Annotated in this window: 9 protein-coding genes; 3 read left to right on the forward strand and 6 right to left on the reverse strand. The window is 35.4% G+C overall.

The window, feature by feature from the left end; genetic code table 11:
* Positions 1-94: 94 nt before the first annotated feature.
* Positions 95-1,309: an NAD(P)/FAD-dependent oxidoreductase gene (locus V7014_RS05735; RefSeq protein ID WP_335505073.1), complete on the reverse strand. Its 1,215-nt coding sequence runs from the start codon at positions 1,307-1,309 to the stop codon at positions 95-97.
* A 202-nt stretch (positions 1,310-1,511) separates the two neighbouring features.
* On the opposite strand from V7014_RS05735, the gene V7014_RS05740 reads away from it, so the two are divergent.
* The 3 genes from V7014_RS05740 to V7014_RS05750 all read left to right on the forward strand — a co-directional run bounded on the left by V7014_RS05740 (position 1,512) and on the right by V7014_RS05750 (position 3,389).
* Complete coding sequence (locus V7014_RS05740; RefSeq protein ID WP_335505075.1) at positions 1,512-1,706, forward strand: alpha/beta-type small acid-soluble spore protein; 195 nt, start codon at positions 1,512-1,514, stop codon at positions 1,704-1,706.
* 138 nt (positions 1,707-1,844) lie between these two features.
* Complete coding sequence (locus tag V7014_RS05745) at positions 1,845-2,414, forward strand: TetR/AcrR family transcriptional regulator (protein WP_335505188.1); 570 nt, start codon at positions 1,845-1,847, stop codon at positions 2,412-2,414.
* 51 nt (positions 2,415-2,465) lie between these two features.
* Positions 2,466-3,389, forward strand: coding sequence for an NAD-dependent epimerase/dehydratase family protein (locus V7014_RS05750; protein ID WP_335505077.1), 924 nt, complete (start codon positions 2,466-2,468; stop codon positions 3,387-3,389).
* Positions 3,390-3,446: 57 nt separating this feature from the next.
* Here V7014_RS05750 and V7014_RS05755 read toward each other — a convergent pair whose 3' ends face one another.
* The 5 genes from V7014_RS05755 to nhaC all read right to left on the reverse strand — a co-directional run bounded on the left by V7014_RS05755 (position 3,447) and on the right by nhaC (position 12,188).
* A complete protein-coding gene (locus V7014_RS05755; protein ID WP_335505079.1) occupies positions 3,447-4,655 on the reverse strand; it encodes an MFS transporter in 1,209 nt (402 codons plus the stop codon).
* Between the two features lie 139 nt (positions 4,656-4,794).
* On the reverse strand, positions 4,795-5,571 hold the full coding sequence (locus V7014_RS05760) for a TerC family protein (protein ID WP_335505081.1): 777 nt from the start codon (positions 5,569-5,571) through the stop codon (positions 4,795-4,797).
* Positions 5,572-5,899: 328 nt separating this feature from the next.
* Positions 5,900-7,444 carry an aldehyde dehydrogenase family protein gene (locus V7014_RS05765; protein ID WP_335505083.1) on the reverse strand — a complete coding sequence of 515 codons (1,545 nt, stop codon included), beginning with the start codon at positions 7,442-7,444 and terminating at the stop codon, positions 5,900-5,902.
* A gap of 31 nt (positions 7,445-7,475) precedes the next feature.
* On the reverse strand, positions 7,476-10,652 hold the full coding sequence (locus V7014_RS05770) for an efflux RND transporter permease subunit (RefSeq protein WP_335505086.1): 3,177 nt from the start codon (positions 10,650-10,652) through the stop codon (positions 7,476-7,478).
* Between the two features lie 156 nt (positions 10,653-10,808).
* Positions 10,809-12,188 carry a Na+/H+ antiporter NhaC gene (gene nhaC, locus V7014_RS05775; RefSeq protein WP_438824873.1) on the reverse strand — a complete coding sequence of 460 codons (1,380 nt, stop codon included), beginning with the start codon at positions 12,186-12,188 and terminating at the stop codon, positions 10,809-10,811.
* Positions 12,189-12,622 lie beyond the last annotated feature (434 nt).

The raw sequence follows: 12,622 nt of genomic DNA on the forward strand, positions 1-12,622 counted from the left end.
AATCATACGTTTTTTTAAATAACCCTCTTATTGTAGTCGTTTTCTGTAGAGTTTGTCTATGTATAAACGCTAACTTTTACTCGAATAAATTACCTTACTGTTGTCTTTCTTTCAAGTATATATGCGCATCTTTATGACTTCCTTTTATGATTAAATCTCGAATAATCTGTGATAAAATAATGCAGTAAACAGTTCCATTACCTCCAAAACCACGTAGAAAGAAACTATTCGGGTAATCATTATACAATCCAATTGTTGGGAGACCATCATGTGTTTCACCAAAAAAAGCGCCCCAAAAGTATTCCACTTTGACCTTCCCAACTAACTCTGGAAATAGCTCACATAATTGATTCAAAAGTTGATCACGCTTATGGATTAACATAGAATCCCGTTTTTCAACACTAATAGTTGGCTCATCCAAACCACCAAATACAATTCGATGGTCCAATGTACGCCTTCCATAAATGTAAGGTCTAGCCGTTTCCCATAACATCATCGAATCATACCATGTTTTCATATCTTCAATTGAGTTTGTAACAATCGCATATGAACTAACAATCACATCATTCGGATCTTTTACTTCCTTTTGTGATTCATATCCAGTAGCATAGATAACATACTTGGCTGAAATTTTATAACCTTTTTCAGAATAGAGGATATTTTGCTCTTCCTTATGCTCTTTTCGATTTATTTTTGTATGTTCGTAAACTCGGACACCATTCAAATGTGCATAATGTATTAAGTTTTGAGCATGCATATAGGGATTTAATTCAGCATCTCCATTTGTTACAATAGCCGCTGCCTTTGTAAACCCATAATGTTTTTGAATTTGTTCTCGTGTCCAATACTCCGATGGAAATCCATATTTTTGTAACGTTTGAAATTCTTCTTGAAGCATTGGTACATCTTCATCTGTAGATGCAAAATACAAACTTTTTCGACTGCGAAAATCTGAGCTATTTCTCAAATTAGGTACTATTTGATTCTTTAAAGTCTCGATTGCATACAAACAAAGTTTATAGTGACGTACAGCGGTTTCTACACCAAATGAATGAATCGTAGCCGATAGTGTTTTATCGTTGCCATACTGTAGAAGCCCTGTATTTGCCCGTGTGCTTCCACAACAAATATCCCTTTTATCAACTAATACGACTGATAAATCTGTTTCACTTAAGAAATAAGCACAATGTGCCCCTCCAGATCCACTCCCTATAATGAGAACGTCACATTCGATGTTCTCCTCTAACATCGGGTATGAATACCCTTCGAATGTATGATTCCAATATGTTTTTCCATTGGCTAAATCCACATTTTTCACCTACAATTTTTTTCTTACTATTCCCTAAATCTCTTGAAAAGAAAACATCATTTGCAAATTTCAATTGCTATATTTTTTCGTTATTCGTATAAAAAGGAACGATTTCCATAAAAGCAACAACATATTCATCTAAGTTAAACTCATACTAAATTTACAGAGGAAACTCTGTAATACAGAATAAGGAGTGATTATAATGGCAAGAAGCAGTAATAAATTGTTAGTTCCAGGTGTAGAACAAATGTTAAATCAATATAAATATGAAATTGCACAAGAATTTGGTGTTACTTTAGGTTCCGATACGGCAGCACGAGCTAACGGATCAGTTGGTGGAGAAATCACGAAACGTCTTGTACAACAAGCACAATCTCAATTAAATGGAAGTAAATAAGACAATTTCATAATATGGCTTAAAGAGGCTGTCAATTTGACAGCTTCTTTTTTATCAAAAACATATTTACAATTTTCTGAATAAACGGTATTATTTAATTGAACAGTGGTTAATTAATGAGAAAGGAGATGTTGTACTATCACCGCAAGAAAAGCTGTAGATAACGAATTAACAAAAGAGACAATAATGGAAGCAGCAAGAATCCTTTTTCAAGAGCAAGGATATAGAAAGGTTTCCATGCGCCAAATTGCTAAAGTATTAGGATACAGTCATGGTTCGATCTATTACCATTTTAAAAACAAAGCTGAATTATTTTACGCATTAGTTAATCAAGATTTTGCTATGTTAGATAACCTACTAATGAAAGTTATGGATCAAGCTTTTGAATCTCCATATGAGCAATTACAAGAGGTTTGCTTACGTTTTATTCACTTTTCATTTACACATAAAAGCCATTATGAAATGATGTTTCTGATTCAAGATGATGAATTAGAAGGCGTAAAAAATTCTGCAGATGAAAGCTATGACGGATTTGCCAAGGCCGTATGGAAACTTTGTCCGAAACATGCCAATGTCCATTCTATCTTCTCATTGTTTATTTCATTGCAAGGATTTATTACACACTATTTAAAAGCTAATGTACCTTTTGATGAGATTGAATCATTTGCCAAATCTCATGTGGCTTTTATAACGAGAGGATTATGCTAAATTTTTTTGCTATTTAATTGACCATTGGTTAATAATAAGGAGTGATTGAGGATGAAAGCAGTAGTATTAGGTGCAAGTGGTGGAATGGGTTATGCACTTGTTGAAGAACTAAGGTATCGCCAAAAAGAAACAATGGCAGTAGCACGTAATTTAGAAAAGTTACAAGCACTTTTCCCTACTCAAGATGTAATCAAAAAAAAGATTGATGTATACGACTTACCTTCTTTATTACATGAAACAAAAGGATGTACACATCTTTTTTTAACAGTTAATATTCCATATGCTAATTGGGAAAATGAACTTCCGATAATTTTTGAAAATGTCATTACAACTGCTAAGCAAAATAAAGCAAAAATTATTCTTGTTGATAATATTTATGCTTATGGAGAGAGCAGCAGTAATACGATATCTGAATCAACAACAATGAAGCCTCATACGAAAAAAGGAAAAATCCGTTTACAACTTGGAAACATGCTCAAGCAATCCAACGTCCCTTACATCATCGCACACTTCCCTGACTTTTATGGACCAAATGCAAACAACACATTACTTCATTACACATTCGATCTTATGATTCAAAACAAACAATCTAGGTACGTAGGTGACCAAAAGATTGCAAGAGAATTCATTTATACTCCCGATGGTGCAAAAGCACTTGTAGAGCTTGCTATGAGTGAACAAAACTATAATCAACATTGGAATATTCCAGGTGATGGTGTAATCACAGGAGAGGAAATCATACAAATCGCCAAGTCACATATTAACTATTCCAAAAAAGTCGGAACTGTTAATAAAAAAATGTTACGCTTAATTGGTTTATTCAATACACAGCTACGCGAAGCAGTTGAGCTTTACTACTTATTTGAAAGACCGGTGGTTCTAAGTGGCACAAAGTATGAAAAAAACATTGGGAAATTACCTGTTACACCGTACTCTAAAGGCATTACAGAAACACTTAACTTTATGAAGGGATAAACTGATTAAACCTCTACAATCCAAATAGGTGTTCATACCGAAGTATGAACACCTTATTTACATCGCTTTATTCTTATAAATTTGAACATTACTCACTTTATTACGATTAATTGCAAACAAAATGACAATAATCATAGATATAGATCCAAACACAAGTATCATATTTTTAAAACCAATCGTGTCCAGAAACAGCCCTGCACATACAAGAATAATCTGGAACAATACCCGATCAACCATGCCTTTGAATGAAAAGAATCGACCATGTAATTCTCTATTAACCATTGTTTGGAATATTGTTGCTGAAATAGGAAAGAATATTCCTGCAGCTAAGCCAAATATACCAAAGGTTATAATGGCAGGTACTTTTAGATCAGCAAAATATAGAGATAGATGGGACGTAGCCATTAATAGTGCAGCAAATAACATGACATTGAGTGGATTTCTATTCCCTGTTGTTCTTCTCGCAAAGAAAGCCCCTAGCATAAAACAAAGCCCTTCAGATGTATAAAGCCAACTTTTAATGGAAGGATCACCTTGCAATTCACTGATTTCTAATACCATTAAATTAAAACTACCTATAAAAAGTGTGGGGACAAGTAATAAAATCAAGCTCATTAAAATCACCTTGTTTGAAGCGATCATTGGCCATAACTCCTTGAACCCCCCTGATGTTTTCTGTTTGTTTATTGCAAGTGGTTTAGCAGCATCATTCTTAATTTGCAGCATAAATGTACAAATCAAAATGAATATATACGAAACCATTGATAAGAAATAAATTTGAAACAAGGTCATAGACAATAGCAATATTCCGGCAATTGCAGTACCCATTATTCTTGCAATCGTTCCAATATTCATATGTAAGCTGTTTATGCTCATTAATTGATGTTCTTGAACAATTAACGGAATCGTTGCCTGCAATGCTGGTAAATAAAATGCATTCGCAATGCCAATCAACACCATGTATACACACATCCACATAATGCTATCATTCCAAATCGCAAAAAACATAAAAAACACCGAAATAATTCGTAAGATACTGGAGTAAATCATCACTTTCTTCTTGGAGCTTTGATCGATTACCTTCCCTGCTAACGGGCCAAACAATACCCCAGCAAACATTCCTAATAATAAAATAAGTGACTTAAGGAAATCAGACGGTACTAAATTTTGTAAAAACTCGAGATTTCCGATTACACCAAGCCATAATCCTACATTAGCAATAAATTCTCCCATCATTAAAATCCATACATTACGATTAGAAACCATAATTGCCCTACCTTTACAACTAAAATATTTCGTATTACTAAACATTTTACCTGTATACAATCATTTTTGTCTATATAATTAGTAAATAACAAAAAAGCATCTGCTGAATGAATTTCAACAGATGCTTTTTTTATTATTTTTATGAGATCCCTTTTTGTTCCTGATTGGGCTTTTTCTCTCTTGATGTGAAAAATCCGATCGCTACTATTCCTAATAGTACTAACCAGAATGTTAACTTCCAACCAGTTGATTCAGGGAAGTGATGTGGTAGAATTGCAACTTTAGGATGAGCTAAAGCAAGAACTGCTAATTTCACCCCTACCCATCCTACAATGTAGAATGCTGCTGTCTCTAGGCTTGGTCGTTTCTGTAATAGATCCACAAACAAATGTGCCGCAAATCGCATAATAACTACACCAATAAATCCGCCTAGGAACATAACAGTGAACTGACCACCATCAATATCACCTACAGTGAACCAACCTGTCTCTGGAAGTGTTTTTGCCAGTACAATGGCTGCAAGCATTGAATCAATTGCAAATGCGATATCCGCAAGTTCAACCTTAACTACTGTCATCCAGAACCCAGAACCTTTTGCTGCATTTTGAGACTCGTATAATTCATCTTTTTGGCTATATTTCTTATAAATATGATGAGCAGCAATAAATAATAAGTACGCTGCACCAATCGCTTGAACTTGCCATATGTTAACAAGATATGAAATTAAGAACAAGCTTCCAATCCTAAATACAAATGCTCCTAAAAGTCCATAAAATAATGCCTTTCTTCTTTCTTCAGCAGGTAAATGCTTTACCATTACCGCTAGTACAACCGCATTATCAGCGGCTAACAAACCTTCAAGTCCAATTAAAACAAGAAGAACCCAGCCATACTCTAATAAAACTGCAGCTTCCATTATTGTCTCAACCTCCAATAGTTAGTGTTCTTCTTTTTTTACCATCAGCATTCATCCAATGTTTGGATTTTGGTCAAACAAAAAAGACCCTTGCCTGCACTTATAGTAAGTGCAATGGCAAAGGTCTTGCTGAGCATAAAGTGAAAAATTAATGCCAACAAAGCCGGAAGAAAAAATTTTCTACGAATTGACGACTTTGTTTTAGGGCGAACCCTAACGCTACTCCCCTTTGAAAAGGAACACTTATTAATTTGTATTCTCATTATATTTCATCATGATATATTTTGCAACCTTTTAATAAAGAAATATTTAGCTAGAATGCTATTTTTTATTTACTTTTCTTTAATAGGTTCAAATAACTTTTTAGGAAACGCACCCATTTTCTCTGATTTCCATAGAAAGCTTCCATCATATTTTTGAAATCATCGAACTTTCCATCGTAAGGATACCATTGAATTTCATTACTTTTCTTCCCTGTATCCATCATGATAGCTTTCTCATGACAGAACATACGCAAGCCATGTTCACCATGATATCTACCAATACCACTTTGTTTTGCTCCACCAAAAGGCAAATGATGATTCGCGACAGAAATAATAACATCATTAATAATGACCGCACCCGAAACAAGCTGTGATGCTATCTGGTTTGCTCGTTCTAAATCTTTTGACCATACGCTTGCATTTAAACCATACTCACTATCGTTGGCAAGACGAATAGCTTCCTGTTCATCCTTAAACGGAATGATTGGCAATATAGGACCAAACGTCTCTTCGGAAATAATTTTCATCTCGTTCGTTATAGATGATAGAACCATCGGTTGCAAAAACATCGCATCCTCCTGCCATTCTTTTGGGTTCTGTCCTATTTCAAGTACCGCACCTTTCTCAAGTGCATCCATCACATGATTTTTCACAATCTGCACTTGATTTTTAAACGTCATACTCCCTATATCATCTTCTTTTGATGCACCTTGGGTTAAAGCCTTTACTTCCTTCTTTACCGCTGTAATAAATGATTCGTAAATTGACTCATCAACATACAATCTTTCTACACTCATACATACTTGCCCACTATTCGTAAATGCACCCCAAACCGCACCTTTGGCGGCACGTTCAATGTTTGCATCACGACAAACAATCATTGGATCTTTACCACCAAGTTCTAAGGTAACAGGAATTAAATGTTCCGCCGCTTGCTTAGCAATGATTTTTCCAGTAGCAACCGATCCTGTAAAGAAAATATAGTCAGGTTGCGATGCAACAAGAGCCGCACCAAGTTCTTTTCCTCCATGTACGAATTGAATGACCCCTTCTGGAAAACCAGCACGTTCAAATAGTTCTTCCATATATTTACCAACATAAGGAGTAATTTCAGACGGCTTTGCAATGACTGTATTTCCTGATACTAATGCACTTAATATAGGAACCATGGATAATTGAAATGGATAATTCCAAGGGGAAATTACAAGAACTGTTCCCCTCGGCATATAATCCACATATGATTTCTTCCCGATAAATACGATCGGTGTTTTTACTTTTTGACGTTGTAAAATCGATTGTGCACTACTTTCTAAAAACTTCAGAAAATCTAAGACAGGCATAATATCAGCAACGAGCGCATCCATTTGTACTTTACCAGCATCTTTTGCAATCACATCAGTCGTTTGATTAAGTTCTTTCAATATTATATTTCGTAATTTTGTAAAATATCCTAACCTCTTAGAGATATCCATGCGACTCCATGTTTGAAATGCTTGTTTTGATTTAACAACGATTGAATCTACTTCCGATAGATCCGTCTCACTCATCGTATAAATATGCTCGCCAGTTGAAGGTGAGTATACATCCCAACGTTCCTTCGCCTTTGTCATACTCCCACCTACTCTCTTAATTTCTAGATAATTATTCGATATTTCGATAACTATTCTTCACTAATTCTCGTAACTCGAGAATCTTTTCTCGTTCTAGTTCCAATTCAACCTCACTTTGTTGAAGACTTCCTCTTGAATTTCTAACCTCTTTGGCTTTCTTTCTTGTATCTTTATCAAAGTAACTATATATAATCGGAATTACAAATAGAGTTAAAAATGTACTACTAATTAAGCCACCAATTACAGTAATCCCCATAGGTTGATTTAATTCTGAACCTTCACCAATTCCTAAAGCAATAGGAACTAAACCAAGAATCGTCGTTAATGACGTCATCAAAATTGGTCTTGCACGATCAAGTACTGACGTAACAATGGCATCATAAGAAGACAAGCCTTGTCGTTTTCGCTGGTTAATATAATCCACTATTACTATAGCATTGTTTACAACTATTCCAGCAAGTACAATGATACCTATTATGGCTGTAATACCTATAGCTGTTCTTGTCGTCGTTAATGCAATCGATACCCCTATAATAAATAACGGAACACTAAACATAATAACAAATGGATATTTTAACGATTCAAACTGCGCAGCCATTACCAAATAAATGAAGATAACAGCCAGTCCAAACGCTAAGCCCATCTGTTTCATAGCGGTGTCTAATAAATCTTTATCACCGCTATAGACAAGCTCAGTTTTCTTATCTAAATCAATATCTTTTACTGCTTTTTCTACTTGCTCTGTAATTTCCCCAAGTGTAGCTGTCGACTTATATTTAACGGTAAATTGAACAGCATCTTGATTATTAATACGTTGAATTTTAACTGGACTTTCTCCAAGATAGAAGTTCGCCACTTCTTTTAGTGATATAAAAGTACCATCTGCTTTTTTTATCGCTAAATTTTTCAAACTTGCTATATTATCCACTATATTCTGATCATACTGAACAAAAACCGATTGAACATTGCCTTGTTCATTTACAATTTGTGTGGCAAATGCTCCCCTCGTTACATCATTTGTAATAGTAGCGATTTGTGCTGGAGTAAAGCCATGTTGTAACGCTTTTTCTTTATTTATGACAATCTGAACTTCTTCCACTTTATCACTAAGATCCGTTTCCACTTCAGAAATATCTTTTAACGTCTTTAATTGATTTTGAAGCTTTTGTACACCTTGATCTAATCGAATCTTATCTGTATCACGTAAACTGAACGTTAACGTATTTGGCGCAGAGCCATGCGTAGATTGCTGAACAAACGACACTTCCGCTGTCGCATTCGCTTTCTTAGCTACTTGTTCCATATCTTTCTTCACATCGTCTACGACTTGGAATACAGATCTTTCTCGTTTGTCTAAATCAGCTAGTTTTACATAAATCTCTGCTCTATTTCCTTCAGCATTTCCTCGGAATGAACCTTCTTGTGTAGAACCAATATAGCTGACATATACGTCTACTTCTTTAATTTTCTTTAATTCTCGCTCAAGACTAGCAACGACCTTTTCTGTTTCAGAAATCGCCGTTCCATTTTCTAATTCCACACGCATTGAGAAATACCCTTCATCGGTATTTGGTAAAAATTGAGTGCCAACTGTTGTAATTCCTAAACCTCCAGCTACCAATAATGCAAAAGTAATAAGCAATACAAGCAAACGATGTTGTAATGACCATTCCACACTATTCTTCAGCAATACCATTGGACGGGATGACTTTCGTTTCTTCTCAATATTTGTAGGCGGCGCCTTCAACCATCTACTTGCCAGCATCGGTACAATTGATAAGGCCACATATAAAGAAGCAAATAAACTAAAGGAAATCGTTAATGCAAATTCTAGAAATAAATCCCCAATGATACCTGAAATAAATGCTACTGGTAGAAAAACAACAACAGTTGTAAGAGTGGAAGCCGTAATAGCTGATCCTACTTCTTTCGCCCCTTCTTGAGCCGCTACTTTAGGGTCTTTCCCCATCGACAAGTGGCGATAAATATTTTCAATAACCACAATAGAATTATCTACTAACATCCCAATACCAAGTGCTAGTCCACCTAAAGTCATAATATTTAATGTAAAGTTAGAGAAATACATTAATACAAACGTTACAATAACAGAATACGGAATTGCTATACCAATAATAATTGGACTTTTTAAGCTACGGAGAAACATAATTAAGATAAGCATCGCTAATACTCCACCAATAACAAGTGATGAAGAAATATTTCCGATTGCTAAAGATATGTAATCACCTTGATCAAACAAAACGTCACTTTTAATATTTTTATATTGATCTTGTTTTAATATGTTATCTAGTTCTCGCTGAAATTCTTCCGAAACGGCTGCCGTATTAGCATCTGACTGCTGCATGACACTAAGAAGAACAGAAGGTACATCGTTTGTCCTTGTGATTGTTTCTTCTTTTTGATTAACTAATGTCACTTTTCCTACATCAGCTACCTTAATTTTGGTCCCATTTACTGGATTCACTCCAAGCGTAAGCTTCTTGATGTCATCGATTGATTGTAAACTACTGATTATTCTAGTAGTTAAATGCTTACCTTCCGTTAGTACCTTTTCGCCAGGCATGCTGACATTATTAGCCGCAATAACACGTGCTACATCGCTCTGAGACAGCTTGTATGATTTTAATTTATTTTCATCTAACTCTATTGAAACTTCCTTCACTAAAGTACCGGATAAATTAACATTCGCTACGCCATTTACTTTCAATAATTGAAGCTTTAATTCTTCGGCCAACTCCCTAAGTGCTTCCGGGTCCTTTTCTGAACTTAAAGTTAGTTGAATAATTGGAAACTGAGAAGGATCAAATTTCATGAAACGAGGTTTTTCGACATCATCTGGAAGTCTGGTGTTTTCAATTCGCTGCAATACATCATTTTCCACTTCATCTAACTTCGTGGTCCATGAAAATTCTAGTAAAGTTAAATTTGCACCTTCCTGTGAAGTAGAGGTCATTGTCTTCAAACCAGGTAAAGTTGATAAACTAGATTCCAGTGGCCTCGCTACTTTTTCTGAAACTTCTGTAGGACTTGCTCCTTCATATGTAGTCACAACAACCGCTACTGGAGGATTAATATCAGGAATTAATTTTAAAGGAATATTTAATAAAGACACTGTCCCTAATACTAATACGAAAATCATTGTAACTAGTGTGAAAATCGGTCTTCTAATGGAAAACGCACTTAACTTCATACAATAATCCTCTTTCTCAATAATTATTTTTCAGAAAAAACTCTATAAATCAACTATAACTGACACGAATGTTGAATACAATAAAGGTCAGCAAACAATTCTATGTCTGCTGACCTTTTATCATCATAATTTTTTGCTTTCGCAATGATTACAGAATTACTGTTCTTTTTTCGATAACCCAATTTGCGTTAATCCACTTAAGATTGTTAATAATGGACATAGCAAGCAGAAGAATGCGAACGGTGCATATTCGATCGTCGGAACACCTAACACTCCCGTAATAAATACGCCTGAAACACCCCATGGTACGAGCGGATTTATTACTGTACCTGTATCTTCTAAAGCACGAGATAACGTCTTCTTATCGTACCCTAGCTTTTCGTATTGATTTTCATATGTTTTCCCGGTTAGAAGAATCGACAAATATTGCTCTCCAACGAAGAAATTAATCCCGATGGCTGTACCTGCTGTAGCCATAATTAAACGGAACGCATTCGTTAATAGTTTCTCAATTGATTGTAATAAAGATGGAATGATTCCTAACAAGAATAATAATCCACCCATTCCTAATGCTAATAATACAAGTGAGACAGAAAACATCATACTTTCAATTCCGCCTCTTGATAGGACAGAATTTAATTGTTCTACATTGCTTTCCATTACAAAACCAGAGAATAATATATCTGCCATTTTTGAAAATGTTAATGAGCTATCATAGATAAAGGCAATAATGACACTACTTACTATTCCCGCTGACAAAGTAGGTATTGCTGATACTCTAAAAATCGCCAACGCGCATACAATGACAAACGGAATTAAGGCAGCTAAACTAATATAACTATTGTCTTGTAAAGCAGCTAGAAAAATGTTGATTTCATCTGTACTTTCACCGCCACCTGGCGAGAGAATAAAGAAGATGATTGCTGTAATAATAAATCCTGGTACGGTCGTCCACATCATGTTCTTAATATGCTCAAAGATTGGCACGCCAACTGTTTCAGACGCTAAGTTTGTCGTATCAGATAACGGTGACATTTTATCACCTAAAAACGCACCAGAAACGACTGCTCCAGCTGTAATAGCCAATGACGCGTCCATCGCTGTCGCCATTCCAAGAAACGCAACACCAATTGTCGCTGAAGTTGTAAAAGCACTACCTATACAAACTCCAACAATGGCACAAACAACGAATACAGAAAAATATAATGGCATACCATCAAACAATTCAAAACCATAAAACATCAGCGTAGGGATCGTTCCACTCGCCATCCAACTACTAATTAACATCCCAATGAAGAAAAAGATGTACACCGCTCCAAGACCTGATGAAGCTCCAGCAATAATCCCTTTTTCAATATCTGAAATAGCTACTTTCTTTATCATACCGTAAACCATCAAAAGAACCATCGCAAGAATCATTGGTAGATGTGGTTGAACACCTAAAACGATAATACCGTAACTTAACATGGCCAGAATAACCACCATAACAGCTGCTGCTTCCCACACAGGCAGCTTTAACTTTGCAGATTGTAACATTGAAATACTCCTCCCTTTTCAAGACAGCTTTATCAGGTTGTATATAGGAGAAAAAACATCTATAAAAAAACACAAAGAAGCCCTTCTCCACATAGGGACGAAGATGCTTCGCGGTACCACCCTATTTGACAAACAAATGCTTGCCCACTCATTGGTTATCTGTCGTATCTAGGCAGTTGTAATTCGTCTTGTTTATCGCTCGGATTCTCAGCCCCATCCGATCTCTTTTTGCTGCTCCAAACAAAACTACTGAATCTGCTAACAGATTATTCTTTTTTACTTAAACGCTTTTTGGTATTAAAGCATATGTATAATTTACGAGAATATTTTACATTTGTCAATAAAAAATTATGTTAATAAAGTGAAACTTTAATCGGTGGGGGTTTTCGTCCATCCCCCACACATTATTAGTTGAATCAATCGGGTTCTTACTG

This window comes from Bacillus sp. JJ722, from assembly GCF_036963345.1.
Lineage (GTDB): Bacteria > Bacillota > Bacilli > Bacillales > DSM-1321 > Bacillus_AD.

Excerpts from the sequence above, each read along its gene's own strand:
- V7014_RS05755 (WP_335505079.1), bottom strand. The coding sequence starts at position 4,655 with ATGGTTTCTAATCGTAATGTATGGATTTTAATGATGGGAGAATTTATT.
- V7014_RS05770 (WP_335505086.1), bottom strand. The coding sequence starts at position 10,652 with ATGAAGTTAAGTGCGTTTTCCATTAGAAGACCGATTTTCACACTAGTT.
- V7014_RS05750 (WP_335505077.1), top strand. The coding sequence starts at position 2,466 with ATGAAAGCAGTAGTATTAGGTGCAAGTGGTGGAATGGGTTATGCACTT.
- nhaC (WP_438824873.1), bottom strand. The coding sequence starts at position 12,188 with ATGTTACAATCTGCAAAGTTAAAGCTGCCTGTGTGGGAAGCAGCAGCT.
- V7014_RS05740 (WP_335505075.1), top strand. The coding sequence starts at position 1,512 with ATGGCAAGAAGCAGTAATAAATTGTTAGTTCCAGGTGTAGAACAAATG.
- V7014_RS05760 (WP_335505081.1), bottom strand. The coding sequence starts at position 5,571 with ATGGAAGCTGCAGTTTTATTAGAGTATGGCTGGGTTCTTCTTGTTTTA.
- V7014_RS05765 (WP_335505083.1), bottom strand. The coding sequence starts at position 7,444 with ATGACAAAGGCGAAGGAACGTTGGGATGTATACTCACCTTCAACTGGC.